Raw genomic sequence first — 19,056 nt, forward strand, 5'->3', positions numbered from 1 at the left:
GTATGCCCGTTGAGGAATTCCCGATCCAACAGACCGGCGGGTCCCTGGTGCCCCATTCCGTCGCGGTCGACCCGCAGGGCTGGCTGTCGGTGACCACCGACAACAGCGCCCTGGTGCAGATCAGCAGGAGGGATCCGACCGCCCAGACCGTGCACAGGGACGCCCTCCCGGAGTTCGCCGCCGGAATTCTCAAGGATCCGACGGGCCGGAAGGTCGTCTGGCTCGCCTCGCCGACGGGACCGCAGGATTCCGACCCGATCCATGAGTTCGATGTCGAAGCGAGAAGGGTCATCAACAAGCACGGCCTCCAGGACGGCACCCGGGCGCAGGCCATCACCGGCGTGCGCGTGAAGACCGGCTCCGGCCCGTCGGATGCGTCCAAGGGCTACGTGGTGTTCGCCGAGCCGACGCACACGAGTGTGGGCTACGTCGAGGTCGGCAAAGACGGCGCGAACCACCATCCGCTGCCCACCGGCACCGACGAATTCGACACCTGGCTCTGGTCGGTGGCGGCCACCCTCGATACGACCCGGACGAAGTGCACCTACTGGGCCACCGGCCAGAAGCACGACGAGCCGGAGCGAAAGACCAACGGCCTGTACACGTACACGCCGGCCGACGACGACACGTGGCAGCGGATTCCGCTCCCGAACGGCGCCGAGCAAGTGCCCATCCACGTCATCGCCGGTGTCCTCCGGGAGGACGAGCGGCGCGATCCGTACCTGTGGATCAGCGCGCGCAACCCCCACCAGATCCTGCGCTACGACATCAGGAACAAGTCATGGGCGTCGAGCCCCACCCTCACCGGTGAACCGCGGCAGCTGGCCTTCGGCCCCGACGGCAACATCTGGGTGGCCGGCACCGACCAGATCCACTGCTTCGAGAAGGACGCCGCGCTGCGCTCCCTTCCCGTCCCCGCACTGCCCTCGGGCAGCGAGGCCCACGGAATCTGCGTCGACCCGTCGGACCAGGTCCTCTGGTACACCAACCGCAAGACCAACACGATCGGCAAATACCCACTCCCGGACGGGTCCAGGGCCACGACCGGCAAGACCCAGGTGCTGGCACAGCCGCAGAAGGAAACCTGCCCGGGTGCCGTGGCGGAAGTGCCCATGGTGGCCGAATTCGTGGCGCTCGGCGAACCGACCCCGGAAATCCCCCTCACCTGCCGGATCATCTCCGAAGAAGCGACGTTCACCGACGGGAGCCGTGAGCGCGTCATCGCCACGGACCCGGTCGGCCAGGTCGCCTTCCCCGCCGTTCTGGCAGGCAAGGTGGAAGAGGATGTCTTCCTGAAGATGAGCTGGGGCGACAACGAACCGTCCACCACCGTCATCCTCCGCGTGCGCAACGACGAGGAGTAATACCCCCGCACCCCTTCAAAACCCTCCTTCAGCCAGCCGGGCCGTCTCGGTGCGCGGCGTGTGGGTTGGTGTGGTTGACGAGCAGGTGCCGCACCCGGCGCGGCACCGCTCCGGATCTCCAGCCGGTCGCCATAACTTCGGAAGGGCCGTGCCACGGCCTCCGATACGCCTGACACCCCTGGGCAACCGGTCAACGTATCAGCGGGCCATGGGTGTTGACGGGGCTTCCCCGAACGGGCGACAGGATCAGCGCAGGGCGCACTAGCGTGCGGTGCCGCACCAGGAGGCACCATGCGATCCGTAACCGGCACCGGCCTCGTCGTCGCCGCGCTCGCCGCGACACTTGCCGCGCTGCTCTTCCCTATCTGGTCGTTCGCCGACCGGCCCGGCGCGGGCGGGGACGTCAACACCCAGACCGTCGCCACCTCCTTCGGCCCGCTGTCCGCGCTCGACCGGGACTTCGTGAACCGCGTACGGCTGGCGGGCCTGTGGGAGCTGCCCGCGGGCCAGCAGGCCCAGCAGCGCGCGACCGTCCCGGCGGTACGGGAGGCGGGCGACCATCTCGTCGACGGCCACGCCTCGCTCGACCGGCACGTACGCGAGGTGGCCGCGCAGCTCGGCCTCGCGCTGCCCGACCGGCCCAACGCCCAGCAGCAGCAGTGGCTGTCGGAGCTGAGCGCCGCCCGCGGGGCCGCGTACGACCGCAAGTTCGCGAACATCCTGCGGCTGGCGCACGGCAAGGTCTTCACCGTCGTCGCGCAGGTCCGCGCGACCACCCGCAACTCGCTCGTCCGCGGTCTGGCCGACGACGCCAACCGCACGGTCCTGGACCACATCTCCATGCTGGAGCGCACCGGTTTCGTCGACTTCGACGCCATCGCCCAGGACGCGGCCACCGCCTCACCGGCGCCGAGCCCCTCGGCCCCGCCGCCGTCCCTCGACGCGGCGCCCGGCACACCGCCGGTGCCCGTCACTCCGTCACCGACGTATTCGCTGCCTCCGCCCGCGACGCCACCCGCCACCGCCACCGGCGGCGCCACCAAGGCCCCGGAATCCACCGAGCCCCCCGGCGGCCGGCGTCAACACCCCTGAGAGAACGGGAAGAAGTGATCGCCCATGCCCGACCATCCGCACTCCGGCAGTCCCAAACCGCCGCAGCCTCCCCGCCCTTCGCCGCCACCGCGGCCGTCGCCACCGCCCCCGCAGCGCCCGCGGCACCGGCGCCGCCTCGGCACCAAGCACCTCGTGCTGATCGCTCTGCTCGCCGTGCTCGGCTCGGCCGGCACCTTCGCCTCCGTGACCGGAAACGCCTCGGCTCACAACGCCACTCCCCCGTCCGGCTCCCCGCCCGTCGATCCGTCATCTTCACCGTCGTCACCCAGCGTGACACAGCCCACTGACAACGCCTCGGCAACCACCCCGGCAACCGCCCCCACCACGGGTTCCGCCGAGCGTCCTGGCACCCCCGCCGACACCCCCGCCGACACCCCCGACGGCCCCGCGGGCCCCACCGGATCCCGCGGCGCCGGGGATTCCTCCGGCACCGGCCAAAGCGTCCCGGCAGCCGCCGACTTCACCGACATCCGCTCCGTACGCCCCGGCCCGCAGCCCCCGCGGGGCGGCCGCGACGCGTCCACCGGCACCTTCACCAGCAGCTGCGGCCGCAACGAGGACCGGCACAACAACCCCGACAACTTCATCGTCACTCCGGGTGTCGCCAACGGCGCCCACCACCTCCACGACTACGTCGGCAACCGCTCCACGGACGCCTTCTCCACCGACGACTCGCTGCGCGCGGCCGGCACCACCTGCGCCCGCGGCGACAAGTCGGCGTACTTCTGGCCCGTACTGCGCCGCCTCAGCGGCCGGGACGGCCCGAGCAGCGGCAACGGCCAGGACCCCGCGGACGGGAACGTCGGACAGGTGCTGACGCCCCGCTCGGTCTCGCTGACCTTCCGCGGCAGCCCTGCGGGCAAGGTCGCCGCCATGCCCGAGGGCCTGCGCGCCATCACCGGCGACGCGAAGGCGTTCACCAACGGCACCGCCAATGCGCGTGCGCAGTGGACCTGCACCGGATTCGAGGACCGGCGGCTGGCCGACAAGTACCCACTGTGCCCCGGGGGCAGCCAGGCCGTACGGCTCCTGGACTTCCCCAGCTGCTGGGACGGGACGAACAAGGACAGCGCCAACCACCGCACCCACCTCCTCTTCTCCGACCGGGCGGGCCGCTGCCCCACCGGCACGAAGGCCGTGCCGCAGCTCCGGATGCGGCTGACCTACGCCGTGCAGCCCCGGCCGCGCGCCTTCGCCCTCGACAGCTTCCCCGAGCAGCTGCGCAAGCCGGTGACCGACCACGCCGACTTCGCCAACTTCATGCCGCGCGACCTGATGACGCGCGCAGTGCAGTGCATCAACTCCGGCCGCCGCTGCCAGTAAGGAACACGGGACCGCGTCCACGCATGGCTGTACGAGCCGAACGGCCGTGACGCCCGCACCGCGCTCCACTCGTTGGGGGCATAGCTCCCGACACCGGAGCGCGGTGCTTTACAAGCTCAACCCGCGCCTCAACTATCCCTTTTGTATGCGCACCGGTTGTCCGCGCACCGGGCGCCTCCACACGAAGGGACGGCTTGTGAAAGCAGTAGCGCTGTACGGCACCCTCGGTTCGCTGGTCCTGACCGCACTCGTCGCCGTCCCCGCCGGCGGGAGTACCCGGCAGGCCCCGGCCGGGGCCCCGGCCGGGGCCCCGGCACCCGCGCCGCCCCGCATCGCCTTCGGCCGCTGCGCCCCGGAGGAACACCTGCCGGCCGGTGTGGAGTGCGGCCGGCTCGCCGTCCCGCTGGACTACGCCCACCCCAAGGACCGGAAGATCACCCTCACCGTGAGCCGGGTCCGCGCCACCGGAGCCCCGAAGCAGCGGCAGGGCGCGCTCGTCTTCAACCCCGGCGGCCCCGGGGCGTCCAGCATGAACTTCCCGATGTACGCGAAGGTGGACCGCTGGCGCAGGGCGGCGCAGGCGTACGACTTCGTCGGGTACGCGCCGCGCGGTGTCGGGCGCTCGGCGCCGCTGTCCTGCCAGGACCCGGCGGAGTTCGCCAAGATCCCGAGTGAGAGTCCGCGGCACCCCTCGGAGGCGTTCAAGCGGAAGAAGGCCGCCGAGGCGAAGGCGTACGCGCAGGGCTGCGCGCGCAATGCGGGGCCCGCGCTGCGTCACTACACGTCCGCCAACAACGCGCGCGACCTGGACATGCTGCGCGCGGGGCTGGGCGAGAAGAAGCTCACGTTCATGGGCGCCTCCTACGGCACCTACTTCGGGGCCGTGTACGCGACGCTCTTCCCCGGCCATGTCCGCCGGATGGTCTTCGACAGCGTCGTCAACCCCGACCCGCGGCAGGTCTGGTACCGCAACAACCTCGACCAGAACATCGGCTTCGAGCGCCGCTGGCAGGACTGGGCCCGCTGGGTGGCCAAGCACGACAAGGTGTACCACCTGGGCAGGACACCGCAGGCGGTGCTGCGCGCGTACGACACCGTACGGGAGCGGCTGAGCCGTCGGCCCCTGGGCGGCAAGGCGGGGTCTGCGCAGTTGCAGGCGGCCTTCCTCAAGACGGGCTACAACGACCTGTACTGGCCGGTGCGCGCCGCAGCGCTCGCCACGTACGTCAAGGGCGACCCCAAGCTGCTCACTAAGCAGACCACTCCGCTGCCGGGCGGCGAGAAGGCGGACGAGAACGGCAACGCGGTCTACACGGCCGTGGAGTGCAACGACGGGGTGTGGCCGCGTGACCTGCGGGTCTGGGACCGGGACAACACCGCGAGCGCGCGCGTCGCGCCCTTCGAGACGTGGGACAACGCCTGGATGAACCTGCCGTGCGCCTTCTGGCCCCGCTTCTCGCCGAGGGGCGCTGTGCAGGACCCCACGCATTACGCGGAGGACGTGACCGACGTGGCCCTTCCGCAGGCGGGCGTGCCGCACCGCCCCGTCGACGTGCGTACGGCGCCGGGTGCGCTGCCGCCGGTGCTGCTGCTGTCCGCCGAGCGGGACGGCGCTACGCCGCACTCCGGCGCGGTCGAGCTGCGGCGCCGCCTGCCCGGCTCGGCGCTGGTGACCGAGCGCGGCGCCGGCACGCACGGCGTCTCGTTCGGTACGAACGCCTGCGCCAACCAGCATGTGGAGCGCTACCTGCTGACCGGGCGGACACCGGCCCGGGACACGTTCTGCGGGCCGCGCCCGGAGCCCAAGCCGGTGATGCCCGCCAAGAAGCGCGGCACCAAGCAGCAGCGCGGCACCGAGTAGCACGGCGGGCCCGGCAGCACGGCGGGCCGCTAAGCAGGCGACAGGCCGGGTGCGGTACCGGGAAGCGACAGGCCGGGTGCGGTACCCGGCCTGTCGCGCCGTCTCAGGCCAGTCCGGCGACCAGGTCGGCGACCGCCTTGCGCCGGCCGGTGTAGAACGGCACCTCCTCGCGGACGTGCATCCGCGCCTCGGAGCCGCGCAGGTGACGCATGAGGTCGACGATGCGGTACAGCTCGTCGGCCTCGAAGGCGAGGATCCACTCGTAGTCGCCCAGCGAGAAGGACGGCACGGTGTTGGCGCGCACGTCCGGGAAGCCGCGGGCCATCTTGCCGTGGTCGGCGAGCATCCGGCGGCGGTCCTCGTCGGGGAGCAGGTACCAGTCGTAGGAGCGCACGAACGGGTAGACGCTCACATAGTCGCGGGCGACCTCGTCGGCCAGGAAGGCCGGGATGTGCGACTTGTTGAACTCGGCCGGGCGGTGCAGCGCCATGTTCGACCAGACCGGCTCCAGCGCGCGGCCCAGCTCCGTGCGGCGGAAGAGGTTGTACGCCTCCTGGAGCGCGTCGGAGCTCTCCGAGTGCCACCAGATCATCACGTCGGCGTCGGCACGCAGACCGGAGACGTCGTACGTGCCGCGCACGACGACGTCCTTGGCGGCGAGCTGCGCGAACAGCGTCTCGACCTCGTCGGCGTAGCCGGCGCGGTCCGCGGGCAGCGCGTCGCGCAGCTTGAACACCGACCAGAGCGTGTAGCGGATGACCTCGTTCAGGTCCTTCGCCTTCTTGCCGGCGTTCGGGGTCTTCTCGGAAGCGGCCCCGGTGGGGTTGTCGGGGGCGGAAGCGTCAGTCATGGGTCCATTCTCACTCGCCCGCCGCGGCGGCTTGCGGCAGGGTGTCCAAGATGTCGTCCGCGGCCGTACGGGCGGAGGCGATGCAGGCGGGGATGCCCACCCCGTCGTAGAGCGCGCCGCAGACCCGCAGACCGGGCAGCTTGCCGGCCTCGGCGCGGATGCGGGCGACCCGCTCCAGGTGGCCGACCGGGTACTGCGGCAGCCCGCCGTCCCAGCGCGTGACCCGCTGCGCGACGGGCCGGGCGGCCAGCCCGACCGCCTCGCCGAGGTCGCGCAGCGACAGCTCCACCAGGTCGGCGTCGTCGCGCCGCAGGTCGGCCTCGTCGCCGTACCGCCCCAGGGAGGTGCGCAGCACGAACAGGTCCGGGTCGCCGTCGGCGATCCAGCCCCACTTGTTGCTGGCGAAGGTGGACGCCTTGATCTTGCGGCCGTCGACGGGCGGGACGAGGAAGCCGCTGCCGGTCAGCGCCCGCGCCACGTCCGCGCGGCGGAAGGCCATGGTCACCAGGGCCATGGAGGCGTACTCGACGGCGGCCAGCTCGGTGGCGGCGGCCGGCGCCTCGGCGGCCAGCAGCCGGGCGGCGGCGGGCGCCGGGGCCGTCAGGATCACGGCGTCCGCGTCCAGCGCCGCCGGGCCGTCGCCGCCGTCCAGGACGACGCGCCAGCCGTCGGCGGTGCGCCGCAGCTCCTGGACCGGGGTGTTCGTACGGATCTCTCCGCCCGCGGCCCGTACCGCGTCGGCGACGGCGCCCGGCAGCGTGCCCACGCCGCCGTCGATGCCCATGAAGACCGGCGACTGCGCCGGGCCCGGCTCGGCGGCGCGCGCCGCCGTCCGCGCCTGGATGCCCCGTACGCCTTCGATCAGCGAGCGCTCGGCGCGCGCGGCCTCGAAGAGCTGGGGGACGGCGGCGCGCATCGAGATGCGGTACGCGTCGCCCGCGTACACGCCGCCCAGCAGCGGTTCGACGAGCCGGTCCACGACCTCGCGGCCCAGCCGGGCGGCGACGTACTCGCCGACCGCCACGTCCGCGCCGACCTCGGTGCGCTCCAGCGTCTCGTCCTCGGCGATCCGCGCCATGCCCGCGGGAGAGATCACACCGGAGGCGGCCAGCAGGTCCGGATCGCCCGGCACGCCCATCACGTGGCCCTTGGGCATCGGCCGCAGCGCGCCGCGCGTCCACACGGCCGCGGTCGCGGTCGTGGGCGGCTGCAGCCGGTCGCCGAGGCCCGCGGCGCGCGCCAGTTCCACCGCCTCCGGCCGCCTGGCCAGCATCGATTCGGCTCCGAGGTCGACCGGTACGCCCGCGATCTCCCCGGCGCGCAGCTTGCCGCCGAGCCGCCCCGTGGCTTCCAGTACGGTCACCCGCGCCCCGCCGCCGAGCAATCGGTGGGCCGCGGCCAGCCCCGAGATGCCCCCACCGATGACGACGACATGACTTCCGGGCGCGCGGCCCGTACTGGTGTGCGCTGTGCTCATGTCCCCACTCTCTCAGAGTCCGTCCGGAGTCCGGACCGTGACCGCATCGCGACGCACGGACGGCAACCCGTGACTCCCCTGCCACGTCGAAGTGGCAACAGCGGCACACCACTTCGGGGGTACGGAACATGGGCATAGCGGGCAGGCCGTACGGAGCGCGGCGGGCGGCCGCGGGAGCGCTGCTCGTGGCGTCCCTCGGGGTCGCCGGATGCGGGGCGGCCGGGCAGGACGACACCGCGCAGGGCGACACCGCGCAGGCGAGCGCGAAGCAGCGCGACACCGGGGCCGCGCGGGGTGAACAGGGCATGGTCGGGCCCAAGGCGCCGGGCGCCGCGGGGTCGGCCGACGGGAAGGCCGGTACGGGCAGCGGCACCGGTACCGGTACCGGGAAGCCCGCGCCGGTCGCGACGGCGCAGATCATCCGTACGGCGTCGCTGACCGTCGAGGCCGCGGACGTACCGGAAGCTTTGGCCAAGACCCGTACGGCAGCCAAGGGTGCCGGCGGCTACGTCGGTGACGAGTCCACCGACCGGGACGGCGAAGGGCGGGAACGCTCCCGGGTGGAGCTGCGCGTACCACCCGAGGCGTACGACGGTCTGCTGGACCGGCTCTCCCGGCTGGGCACGCTCAAGAAACGCCAGGTCTCGGCGACGGACGTCACCGACCAGGTGGTGGACACCGGCAGCCGCATCGCGTCGCAGCAGGCCAGTGTGGCGCGGGTGCGGGCGCTGATGGACAAGGCGACGACGATCAGCGACATCGTCACGCTGGAGTCCGAACTCAGCCGCCGCCAGTCGGAACTGGAGTCACTCCAGGCACGCCTGAAGTCGCTCAAGGAGCAGACCGGCATGGCGACGGTGACGCTGGTGCTGCACGAACCGGACGCGGCTGCGGACGACGAGGAGACGTCCTTCGGGGACGCGCTGAGTGGCGGCTGGGACGCCTTCACCGCGGGGGTGCGGTGGCTGCTGGTGGCGGTCGGCGCGGCGCTGCCGTTCCTCGCGGCCGGGGCGCTGCTGTACGCGCTGTGGCGGGTGCTGCGGGGCCGGTTCCCGAAACGTACGCGGTCGTCGGCGGTCGCCCCGGCGTCTCCGGAGCAGTTCCCCGCGGAGACCGCACGGGAGGGTGACGGGCCAGGGGACCGTTGACAGCCGCGCGCGGCGGGCAAAGACTCGGGGCGACAGCGCCGATCTTCGGGCGGACAGCGGCGAGCGGACAGCGAGGACAGGCCTGATGACCGACCAGGGTGCACGGGACGCACGAGGCGCTTGGGGCGCCCGGGACGTCTATATCGTCGACGCCGTACGGACTCCCGTCGGCAAGTACGGCGGCGCCCTCGCGGGCACCCGCCCCGACGACCTCGCCGCGCACGTCGTCAAGTCCCTGGTGGAGCGCACCCCCGCCCTCGACCCGGCCCGGATCGACGACGTCGTCCTCGGTGACGCCAACGGGGCGGGCGAGGACAACCGCAACGTGGCGCGGATGGCCGTGCTGCTGGCCGGGCTGCCCGTCTCCGTACCCGGCGTGACGGTCAACCGCCTGTGCGGCTCCGGCCTGGAGGCCGTCATCCAGGCCGCCCGTTCCATCGCCCTCGGGGACGCGCACATCGTGCTCGCGGGCGGCGTGGAGTCGATGAGCCGCGCGCCGTACGTCCTCCAGAAGCCCGAACGGGCCTTCCCCACAGGGCACCAGGAGATGTTCTCCTCGACACTGGGCTGGCGGATGGTCAATCCGCGGATGGCGCCCGCGTGGACGGCCTCTCTGGGCGAGGGCGCCGAGCTGATCGCCGACAAGTACGGCATCGGGCGCGAGCAGCAGGACGCCTTCGCGCTCGCCAGTCACCACAAGGCAGCGCGCGCCTGGAAGGAGGGCGCCTACGACGCCGAGGTCGTACCGCTGCCGGACGTGGACCTGACGCAGGACGAGTCGATCCGCGCCTCGTCCTCCCCGGAAGCGCTGGCCAAGCTCCGCCCGGCCTTCCGCAAGGAGGGCGGCACGGTCACGGCGGGCAACTCCTCCCCCCTCAGCGACGGCGCCGCGGCGCTCCTCCTCGTCGACGAGGAGGGCCTGCGGGCCACCGGCCGGGAGCCGCTCGCCCGGATCAGCGCGAACGCGGTGACCGGCATCGAGCCGCAGCTGTTCGGGCTGGGCCCGGTGGAGGCCGTGCAGCGCGCCCTGGGCAGGGCGGGGCGCGGCTTCGCCGACCTGGCCGCCTTCGAACTCAACGAGGCGTTCGCGGCACAGTCCCTGGGGTGTCTCGCCCAGTGGCCCGGCCTCGACCCGGACGTGGTGAACCCGCGCGGCGGCGCCATCGCCATCGGGCATCCGCTGGGTGCGTCCGGCGCCCGGCTGGCCGGCGCGGTGGCCCACCAGCTCGCCGCGCGCGGCTCCGGTACGGGCCTGGCGGCGCTGTGCATCGGCGTGGGGCAGGGGCTGGCCCTCGTACTGGAACGCGAGTAGCGGGACCGGGACGGACAGCGGGGCGGACAGCGGGGCGGACCGCCCCGCCGCGGGGCCAGGAGGGTTTCGCCACGGGACCAGCACGGGAAGGGCCGCACGGACCGCTCACTCGTGGGACCGGAAGCCGTTCAGGATCTCCAGGTACGTCCGGCCCGCGTCGGTGACGGCGAAGTGCTCATGGATGTCTCCCGTCTCTCCCATCTGCGCGAACGTCCGCCCCGGCCTGCGTTCGATCAGCCCCACCCCGGTGAGGCGGCGCAGTTCGGCGTCCAGGAGGGGGCGGGTGTAGCCCGCGTCGTAGGGCAGCGGGGTGCCGTCGGCGAGGCCCTGCAGGTGCCGCAGTTCCTCGCGCGGCACGAGGTGCTCGAACAGGAACTTCATCCGGTCCATCTCCTGCTGCTGCCCGGCCTGCTTCTTCTTGATCTCGCGCAGCACGACGCCCCCGGCGACCGTGTCGATCCGCAGGAGGATCGACGACATCCAGGGGATCAGCGCGAGGACGAGCAGCGCCACCGCGGTCATGTCCATCCGGTCCGGCACGAACAGTTTGAGCGCGAGGCCGAGCAGTGCCGCGACGGTCACCGCCGACCGCGTCCACAGCTCTTCCCTGGGCACCGTCCGCCCCCTCCCGGCCGTCCGCCGTCGCCAGTGACGGTGCCCCGGCGGCGCGGGGTCCGCAAGGCCCCGGGCCCCGCCGTCCGCGTTGATCACCGGTGCGGGACGATGAAACGAACCGGTTCATTCCTCAACCATTCACCGACGACCGGAGGCGCGCGATGCCCCTGCTCGACCTGGACCAGCTGCCCCCGCTGCACGGCGGCGCCACGACGGCGGCCGAACCGGCGACCGGCGACACGCTGGCCGCGTTCACCCTCGCCGCCCCCGCCGACGTGGAGAGCGCCGCCGCCGAGGCCGCGGCCGCCCAGCGCGCCTGGGCCCGTACGCCGTACACGGAGCGCGCCGCGGTGCTGCGCCGGGCCGGGGACCTGATCAGCCGGCACGCCGCCGAGCTGACCGAATGGATCATCCGCGAGGCCGGCAGCGTCCCCGGCAAGGCGGAGTTCGAGATCCGTACCGCGGCCGAGGAGTGCTACGAGGCCGCCGCGCTCGCCCACCACCCGCTGGGCCAGGTGCTGCCCTCCGCGGCGCCCCGCCACTCGTACACGACCCGGGTGCCGGCCGGCGTCGTCGGGGTCATTGCGCCCTTCAACGTCCCGCTGGTGCTCGCCATGCGCTCCGTCGCCCCGGCCCTGGCCCTCGGCAACGCGGTCGTCCTCAAGCCCGACCCGCGCACCGCGGTGTGCGGCGGCCACGCCCTGGCGGCGGTCTTCGCGGCGGCCGGGCTGCCCGAAGGGCTGCTGCACGTCCTGCCGGGCGGCGCCGAGGCCGGACAGGCCCTGGTCGGCGACCGGCACGTGCGGGTGATCTCCTTCACCGGCTCCACGAACGCGGGCCGCAACGTCGGCGCGCTCGCCGCCCGGCACCTCAAGCGCGCGCACCTGGAACTGGGCGGCAACAGCGCCTTCCTCGTCCTGGAGGACGCGGACCTGGACGCCGCCATGTCGGCCGCGGCCTGGGCCTCCTTCTTCCACCAGGGCCAGATCTGCATGACCGCGGGCCGCCACCTCGTCCACGCCTCCCTGTACGACGAGTACGTGGAGCGGCTGGCGGCCAGGGCGGACGCGCTCGCCGTCGGCGACCCGTACCGCGAGGAGGTCCAGCTCGGGCCGGTCATCGACGGCGGGCAGCGGGACCGCATCCACGGCCTGGTGGAGGCGAGCACGGCGGCGGGCGCCCGGCTCGCGGCCGGCGGCAGCCACCGCGAGCTGTTCTACCGGCCCACCGTCCTGGCCGACGTGGACGACCGGGCCCCCGCCTACGCCGAGGAGGTCTTCGGCCCGGTCGCGCCCGTACGCAAGTTCCACACCACCGACGAAGCCGTGGCCCTGGCGAACGACACGCAGTACGGGCTGGCGCTCGGCGTCGTCACCCGCGACACCGCGCGCGCCCTGGAGCTGGCCGACCGCATCCCCACCGGCCTGCTGCACATCAACGACCAGACCGTCAACGACGAGCCGGTCGCGCCGATGGGCGGCTTCGCCGACTCCGGCACCGGCGCGCACTTCGGCGGCACGGCCAACCTCGACGCCTTCACCGAAACCCGCTGGACCACGGTCCGCGCCACCCCGGCCGGCTATCCGCTCTGACCCGTAATCTGCGCCGTACGGACCGTCGGGAGGACGTCCGTACGGACCGGTACCGGCACACGACGAAGGGAGCCCCCGCGATGGCGGAGCGGCTGGTGGTCATCGGCGGCGACGCGACGGGGATGTCCGCCGCGTCCCAGGCCCGGCGGCTGAAGAAGCCCACCGAACTGGAGATCGTCGCGTTCGAGCGGGGCCACTTCGCCTCGTACTCCGCCTGCGGCATCCCGTACTGGGTCGGCGGGACGGTCGACGGCCCGGACGACCTGATCGCCCGGACGCCGGAGCAGCACCGCGAGCGCGACATCGGCCTGCGGATGCGGACCGAGGTCACCGAACTGGACCTGGACCGCGGCCGGGTCCGCACCCGCGACCTGGACGGCGGCGGCACCGAGTCCTGGACCGGCTACGACAAGCTGGTGATCGCGACCGGCGCGCGGCCGCTGCGCCCGCCGCTGCCGGGCATCGACGCGCCCGGCGTGCACGGCGTGCAGACCCTGGACGACGGGCAGGCGCTGCTGGACACCCTCCGGGCCGCCGAGGGCACCAAGGCCGTCGTCGTCGGCGCGGGCTACATCGGCGTCGAGATGGCCGAGGCGCTGGTCGCCCGCGGCTACGACGTCACCGTCCTGGACCGCGGTAAACAGCCGATGTCCACACTCGACCCCGACATGGGCGAACTGGTCCACGAGGCGATGTGCGGGATGGGCATCGAGACGGTGCGCGGCGCCGCTGTCACCGGGGTCCGCACCGACGGCTCCGGGCGGGCCTGCGCGGTGACCACCGAGGACGGCGAGTTCCCGGCCGACGTGGTCGTGCTGGGCCTGGGCGTGCGGCCCGAGACCACCCTCGCCGAGCAGGCCGGGCTGCCGCTCGGCGACACGGGCGGGCTGCTCACCGACCTGTCGATGCGGGTACGCGGCCAGGACGCCGTGTGGGCCGGCGGGGACTGCGTGGAGGTGCTGGACCTGGTCCTGGGCCGGACCCGGCACATCGCGCTCGGCACCCACGCCAACAAGCACGGCCAGATCATCGGCTCGAACGTGGCCGGTGACTACGCGACCTTCCCCGGCGTCGTCGGCACCGCCGTCTCCAAGGTCTGCGACCTGGAGATCGCCCGGACCGGGCTCCTGGAGGAGCAGGCGAAGTCCGTCGGCCTCCAGTACGTCACCGTCACCATCGAGTCGACCAGCCGCGCCGGCTACTACCCGGGCGCCCGCGCGATGCGCGTGAAGATGATGGCCGAGCGGCGCACCGGCCGCCTCCTCGGCGTCCAGATCGTCGGCCGGGAGGGCGCGGGCAAGCGCGTGGACGTGGCGGCGGTGGCGCTCACGGCACGGCTGACGGTCGAGGAGATGACCGCGCTCGACCTCGGCTACGCGCCGCCGTTCTCCCCCGTCTGGGACCCGGTCCTGGTCGCGGCCCGCAAGGCGGCCGCCGCGGTACGGGCCGCGGCCGGCTGAGTGCGACGGGCCGCCGGGGCTCCGGCGGCCCGCCCGCTCAACGCGCCGTCTGCTCGTGGACGTACTCGACGAGGTGGGTCAGGGCGGCCGGGTCGGTGTTCGGCAGCACGCCGTGGCCCAGGTTGAAGATGTGGCCCTCCAGGCCGGCGGCGGCGTCCAGCACCTCGCGGGCCTTGGTCCGCACGGCCTCGCGCGGCGCGAACAGCACGGCGGGGTCGATGTTGCCCTGGAGCGTCTTGCCGGAGCCGACCCGGCGGGCCGCCTCGTCCATCGGGACGCGCCAGTCGACACCGACGACGTCCGCGCCCGCCTCGCCCATCAGGCCCAGCAGCTCACCGGTGCCGACACCGAAGTGGATGCGCGGAACGCCGTACCCGGACACCGCCTCGAAGACCTTGGCGGAGGCCGGCATGACGGAGCGCCGGTAGTCGGCCGGGGCCAGCGCGCCCACCCAGGAGTCGAAGAGCTGCACGGCGCTCGCGCCCGCCTCGATCTGCACCTTGAGGAACGCGGAGGTGATGCCGGCCAGGCGGTCGAGCAGGTCGGCCCACAGCTGCGGGTCGCCGTACATCATCGCCTTGGTGTGCTCGTGGTTGCGCGACGGGCCGCCCTCGACGAGGTAGCTGGCGAGGGTGAAGGGCGCGCCGGCGAAGCCGATGAGGGGGGTGCTGCCCAGCTCGCCGACGAGCATCCGCACGGCCTCGGTGACGTAGGTGACGTCGCCCGGCTCCAGCGCGCGCAGCTGCTCCAGGTCGGCGCGGGTACGGATCGGCTTCTCGACGACCGGCCCGACGCCCGGCTTGATGTCCAGGTCGATGCCGATGGCCTTCAGCGGGACGACGATGTCGCTGAAGTAGATCGCCGCGTCGACGCCGTGCCGGCGGACCGGCTGGAGGGTGATCTCGGTGACCAGCTCCGGCATCATGCAGGACTCCAGCATCGCGGTGCCCTCGCGGACCTTGCGGTACTCGGGCAGCGACCGCCCCGCCTGGCGCATGAACCACACCGGTGTGTGCGGCACCGGCTCCCGCCGGCAGGCCTTGAGGAAGGCCGAGTCGTACGTACCGGTCTGCTGCTGGCCCGTCGGGCGGTCGTTGGCGCTCACGCACCAAATCTTCGCACGCGCGCGAGGGCGCCTCCGAATGGGCGACGCGCGCACCGGGTGTCCTCCCTCACCGAGCGGCTCCTTCCGCCTAACCTTCCGGGCATGGCTGCGGCTCACGAACACCTCGCGGACAGCGCGGACAACGTCCCCATCCCCTTCCGTCAGGCGGTCGAGGCGCTCCGCACGGCACGGCTGCGCCCAGAGATCGAGATCGAGCCGACGCCCGCGCCCAAGCGCCTCGCGCCCTACGCGTACGCGCTGGAGGCGGCGGTCGTCGAGCCGGGCACCGGCCCCGACGGGGAGGACACGGATCTGGCCGACGGGAGACTGGTGCTGCTGCACGACCCGGACGGGCACGCCGCGTGGAAGGGCACCTTCCGCGTGGTGACGCTGGCGCGCGCCGAGCTGGAGCCGGAGATGGGCTCCGACCCGCTGCTGCCGGAGGTGTCCTGGTCCTGGCTGACGGGGGCCCTGGACGCCCGCGGCGTACGGTACGGAGAGCCCAGCGGCACGGTCACGCGGGCCAGTTCGCACTACTTCGGCGGGCTCGCGGACCGCGCCCCGGCGACCCAGATCGAGATGCGCGCCTCGTGGACCCCGGAGGAGGGGCAGGGCGGCGTGCCGGATCTCGCGGCCCACCTCTGCGCGTGGTGCGACCTGCTGTGCCAGGTGGCGGGGCTGCCGCCGGTCACTTCCGAGCCGTCACCGCGCGGCGGCGTCGTACCGCTGCCGCAGCGCCGGGGGCCGCAGCCGCGCTGATGCGCCCGGCGGGCGGACGCGCCGGGGAGCGCGCGCGTCCGTCCGCGCTCCGGCGCGAGGGCGCGCCCGCCCGCGTACGGCAGTGCGGAGCGACGTGCGGCAGCACTGCCCGGTGCTGCCGCACCCCCACCGGCGCGTGACCGCGCTCCCCGCCCCGCCTCCTGACAGAGCGCCAGTTTCCGGCCTGCTCGGCGACGCTCGAACGGTTTCACGGCAACCTTCCGCCGCCGGATCACTCCAAAGTCGATCAAGCGACCGATTTGCCCGAAATGAACCTAACTAAGTTGAGATCAAACTCTAAAGTCGGGCCGGTTTGATGCCGAAGAGGTCAGTGACCCTTCAAAGACGGAGTATTCCGACTCGCCCCCAAATGTCGGCACCCGTCCCGCCACTCCCCCCAGGAGGCCCGGTGTCAGTTCTCCTCGAGCAACCTTCGAGCCTGGTCGCCTACCGCCCGAACAAGCCGACGGCCATGGTCGTCGTGGCCGACCCTCGCGTCCGCTCCACCGTCACCCGCCACCTGTGGGCCCTCGGAGTACGTGACGTGATCGAGGCGTCGTCCATCGCGGAGGCCCGTCCCCGCGTCGGCAGCCCGCGCGACATCTGCGTTGCCGACGTCCACCTGCCCGACGGCTCCGGCCTGACCCTGCTGTCCGAGACCCGGGCCGCGGGGTGGCCCAACGGCCTCGCCCTCTCCGCCGCCGACGACATCGGCGCCGTACGCAACGCCCTGGCCGGCGGCGTCAAGGGATACGTCGTCACCGGCACCCGCACGAACCTCGGCCTGCCGGGCCGCCCCGGCGCCGCGCCCATCGGCGCCAACGCCGCCCGGATGCACCGCCGCCCCCCGGGCGCCCCCGGCCACCCGGGCGGCTACCGCGAACTGTCCGGACGCGAGGTCGAGGTGCTGCGGCTGGTTGCGGAGGGCCAGTCCAACAAGGCCATCGGCGTCTCGATGGGCCTGTCGGCGCTGACCGTCAAGAGCCACCTCGCCCGGATCGCCCGCAAGCTGGGCACCGGCGACCGGGCCGGCATGGTCGCCGTGGCCCTGCGTACCGGCATCATCCACTGATTCCCGACCCCCGAAGACCGCCTCACGCCCGTCGAGGGAACGTTCCCTCGGCGGGCGCCGTGCATACACAGATACCCTTGACTGGTGACCGACGCCCAAAAGACCGCAGAAGACTCGACACTGCGAACATCCGGAGACTCCCCTCCGGACACCCGCCCGGCGCCGGTCCCTCTACTGGAACCGCGCGAAGGCACCCCCGCCGTGACCGCGACGGCCGAGGAACTTGCCGAAGTCGTGTCGGCCTTCGCGGCCGGTACGGGCCCGGTGGCGGTGGACGCCGAGCGGGCCTCCGGCTACCGCTACGGCCAGCGCGCCTACCTCGTACAGCTACGCCGCGAAGGCGCGGGCAGCGTACTGATCGACCCGGTCGGCTGCCCCGACCTCTCGGCCCTGGGCGAAGCCGTCGCCGACGCCGAGTGGGTCCTGCACGCCGCCACGCAGGACCTCCCCTGCCTGCGCGACATAGGCATGATCCCCGCCCGCCTCTTCGACACCGAGCTGGCCGGCCGCCTCGCGGGCTTCGCCCGGGTCGGCCTCGGCGCGATGGTGGAGAACGTCCTCGGCTACGCCCTGGAGAAGGGCCACTCCGCCGTGGACTGGTCCACCCGCCCGCTGCCGGAGCCCTGGCTGCGCTACGCCGCGCTCGACGTCGAGCTGCTGGTGGACCTGCGCGACGCCCTAGAAGAAGAACTGGGACGGCAGGGCAAGCTGGAATGGGCCCACCAGGAGTTCGCGGCCATCGCCGCCGCTCCCCCGGCCCCGCCCCGCAAGGACCCCTGGCGCCGCACGTCCGGCATGCACAAGGTGCGCCGCCGCCGGCAGATGGCCGTCGTACGGGAACTGTGGACCGCGCGGGACCAGGTCGCCCAGCGGCGCGACGTCTCGCCGGGCAAGGTGCTCGGCGACGCCGCCATCGTCGAAGCCGCACTCAACCTGCCCCCGAACGCGCACGCGCTCGCCGGGCTCAACGGCTTCGGGCACCGCATGGGCCGCCGCCAGCTGGAGCAGTGGCAGGCCGCCGTGGACCGGGCCCGCGCCCTGCCGGACAGCGAGCTGCCGCAGCCCGGCCAGGCACTGAACGGTCCGCCGCCGCCCCGCTCGTGGGCCGACAAGGACCCGGCCGCCGCGGCCCGGCTGTCCGCCGCCCGCGCCGCGGTGACCGCGCTGGCCGAGGACCTCAACCTCCCCCAGGAGAACCTGATCACCCCCGACACCGTGCGGCGCCTGTGCTGGGAGCCGCCCGCCGAGCCCACCGAGGAAGCGGTCGCCGACGTACTGACCGGCCACGGCGCCCGCCCCTGGCAGGTCGAACAGGTCGCCCCGATCCTCACCGAGGCCCTGCACACACCCGGAGCCTGATCCTCCGGGGGCGGACCGGGCATCCCGGCCCGCCCCCGCCGGCTCAGTCCCGGTCGACGTGCTCGCGCAGGACCTTCCGGTTCATCGCGTCCACGTCGTACGTGGTCTTGTTCCAGTCGTTCCCGGTCACCACGTCCACCGACCAGATCTCCTTCTTCTGGTCATTGGTGTCCAGCTCCACGGCGGTGACCGTGCCGCTCTTCTTCCCGGTCGCCGTCTGCGCGGCCTGCTGCGCCGTGACGGTGGCCCGGCCGAGCCGGTCGGCCAGCTTCTTCCGGTCGTCGCCGTCCTCGTCCCCGGTCCGCGGCTTGTCCGCCTTCCCGGACACCGCGTCGACCCGCACGGTGCTCTCCGCCCCGTCCGAGGCCGCCACCTTGGCGTGCCACTCCGGCTTCCCGCCGGCCCCGCGCTTCAGCTCCACCGACACCGGCTTCGAACCCGCCACAGCCCCGGTGGCCGCCTTCAGCGCCTGGTCATACGAAATCTTGGCCTCGGGAACGAGAGCCTTGCGCGACCGCTGGTCCTCGGTCATCCCCGCCGAGGACCCCCCAGCCGACGGCGAACCCCCCGAAGCCGAGGCCGATGCCGATGTCGAGGCCGAAGGCGAGGCCGCCCCCTGCCCTCCCCCGTCGTCATCCCCACACCC

General features: G+C 73.2%; 16 protein-coding genes. 11 read left to right on the forward strand and 5 right to left on the reverse strand.

Annotated elements, in window-relative coordinates:
• Positions 1–2 precede the first annotated feature (2 nt).
• The 4 genes from A6A06_RS27165 to A6A06_RS27180 all read left to right on the forward strand — a co-directional run bounded on the left by A6A06_RS27165 (position 3) and on the right by A6A06_RS27180 (position 5,661).
• Positions 3–1,364 (forward strand): hypothetical protein, encoded by a 1,362-nt coding sequence (locus tag A6A06_RS27165; RefSeq protein WP_073764176.1) that lies wholly within the window; start codon positions 3–5, stop codon positions 1,362–1,364.
• Positions 1,365–1,655: 291 nt separating this feature from the next.
• Entirely contained in the window at positions 1,656–2,456 is an 801-nt protein-coding gene (locus tag A6A06_RS27170; RefSeq protein ID WP_073764178.1) for a DUF4142 domain-containing protein, read from the forward strand.
• A gap of 24 nt (positions 2,457–2,480) precedes the next feature.
• On the forward strand, positions 2,481–3,800 hold the full coding sequence (locus A6A06_RS27175) for a DUF1996 domain-containing protein (protein WP_242440956.1): 1,320 nt from the start codon (positions 2,481–2,483) through the stop codon (positions 3,798–3,800).
• A gap of 196 nt (positions 3,801–3,996) precedes the next feature.
• Complete coding sequence (locus A6A06_RS27180; protein ID WP_199931177.1) at positions 3,997–5,661, forward strand: alpha/beta hydrolase; 1,665 nt, start codon at positions 3,997–3,999, stop codon at positions 5,659–5,661.
• A gap of 103 nt (positions 5,662–5,764) precedes the next feature.
• On the opposite strand, the gene hemQ is transcribed toward A6A06_RS27180, so the two are convergent.
• Both hemQ and hemG read right to left on the reverse strand, forming a co-directional pair.
• Positions 5,765–6,511, reverse strand: coding sequence for a hydrogen peroxide-dependent heme synthase (hemQ, locus tag A6A06_RS27185; protein WP_073764181.1), 747 nt, complete (start codon positions 6,509–6,511; stop codon positions 5,765–5,767).
• A gap of 10 nt (positions 6,512–6,521) precedes the next feature.
• Positions 6,522–7,988 (reverse strand): protoporphyrinogen oxidase, encoded by a 1,467-nt coding sequence (gene hemG / locus A6A06_RS27190; RefSeq protein WP_073764183.1) that lies wholly within the window; start codon positions 7,986–7,988, stop codon positions 6,522–6,524.
• Positions 7,989–8,116: 128 nt separating this feature from the next.
• On the opposite strand from hemG, the gene A6A06_RS27195 reads away from it, so the two are divergent.
• Positions 8,117–9,136, forward strand: coding sequence for a DUF4349 domain-containing protein (locus A6A06_RS27195; protein ID WP_073764185.1), 1,020 nt, complete (start codon positions 8,117–8,119; stop codon positions 9,134–9,136).
• Positions 9,137–9,221: 85 nt separating this feature from the next.
• Positions 9,222–10,448, forward strand: a complete 1,227-nt coding sequence (locus A6A06_RS27200) for a thiolase family protein (protein ID WP_073764187.1) — start codon at positions 9,222–9,224, stop codon at positions 10,446–10,448.
• 105 nt (positions 10,449–10,553) lie between these two features.
• On the opposite strand, the gene A6A06_RS27205 is transcribed toward A6A06_RS27200, so the two are convergent.
• Positions 10,554–11,063 carry a hypothetical protein gene (locus A6A06_RS27205; protein WP_199931178.1) on the reverse strand — a complete coding sequence of 170 codons (510 nt, stop codon included), beginning with the start codon at positions 11,061–11,063 and terminating at the stop codon, positions 10,554–10,556.
• A gap of 161 nt (positions 11,064–11,224) precedes the next feature.
• Here A6A06_RS27205 and A6A06_RS27210 point away from each other — a divergent pair, with 161 nt between their 5' ends.
• Both A6A06_RS27210 and A6A06_RS27215 read left to right on the forward strand, forming a co-directional pair.
• On the forward strand, positions 11,225–12,655 hold the full coding sequence (locus A6A06_RS27210) for an aldehyde dehydrogenase family protein (protein ID WP_073764191.1): 1,431 nt from the start codon (positions 11,225–11,227) through the stop codon (positions 12,653–12,655).
• Positions 12,656–12,735: 80 nt separating this feature from the next.
• Positions 12,736–14,115: an FAD-dependent oxidoreductase gene (locus A6A06_RS27215; protein ID WP_073764193.1), complete on the forward strand. Its 1,380-nt coding sequence runs from the start codon at positions 12,736–12,738 to the stop codon at positions 14,113–14,115.
• 37 nt (positions 14,116–14,152) lie between these two features.
• Here the strand turns inward: A6A06_RS27215 and hemE are convergent, their stop codons facing one another.
• Positions 14,153–15,220, reverse strand: coding sequence for a uroporphyrinogen decarboxylase (hemE, locus tag A6A06_RS27220; RefSeq protein ID WP_073764195.1), 1,068 nt, complete (start codon positions 15,218–15,220; stop codon positions 14,153–14,155).
• Positions 15,221–15,322: 102 nt separating this feature from the next.
• Here hemE and A6A06_RS27225 point away from each other — a divergent pair, with 102 nt between their 5' ends.
• The 3 genes from A6A06_RS27225 (at position 15,323) to A6A06_RS27235 (ending at position 18,410) form a co-directional block, all read left to right on the forward strand.
• On the forward strand, positions 15,323–15,979 hold the full coding sequence (locus A6A06_RS27225) for a DUF3000 domain-containing protein (RefSeq protein ID WP_073764197.1): 657 nt from the start codon (positions 15,323–15,325) through the stop codon (positions 15,977–15,979).
• Between the two features lie 409 nt (positions 15,980–16,388).
• Positions 16,389–17,051 (forward strand): response regulator transcription factor, encoded by a 663-nt coding sequence (locus A6A06_RS27230; protein ID WP_003985651.1) that lies wholly within the window; start codon positions 16,389–16,391, stop codon positions 17,049–17,051.
• An 84-nt stretch (positions 17,052–17,135) separates the two neighbouring features.
• Positions 17,136–18,410 (forward strand): HRDC domain-containing protein, encoded by a 1,275-nt coding sequence (locus A6A06_RS27235; RefSeq protein WP_073764199.1) that lies wholly within the window; start codon positions 17,136–17,138, stop codon positions 18,408–18,410.
• Positions 18,411–18,453: 43 nt separating this feature from the next.
• On the opposite strand, the gene A6A06_RS27240 is transcribed toward A6A06_RS27235, so the two are convergent.
• Entirely contained in the window at positions 18,454–18,942 is a 489-nt protein-coding gene (locus tag A6A06_RS27240) for a PepSY domain-containing protein (RefSeq protein ID WP_079194369.1), read from the reverse strand.
• Positions 18,943–19,056 lie beyond the last annotated feature (114 nt).

This window comes from Streptomyces sp. CB02923 (assembly GCF_001905005.1).
Classification (GTDB): Bacteria; Actinomycetota; Actinomycetes; order Streptomycetales; family Streptomycetaceae; genus Streptomyces.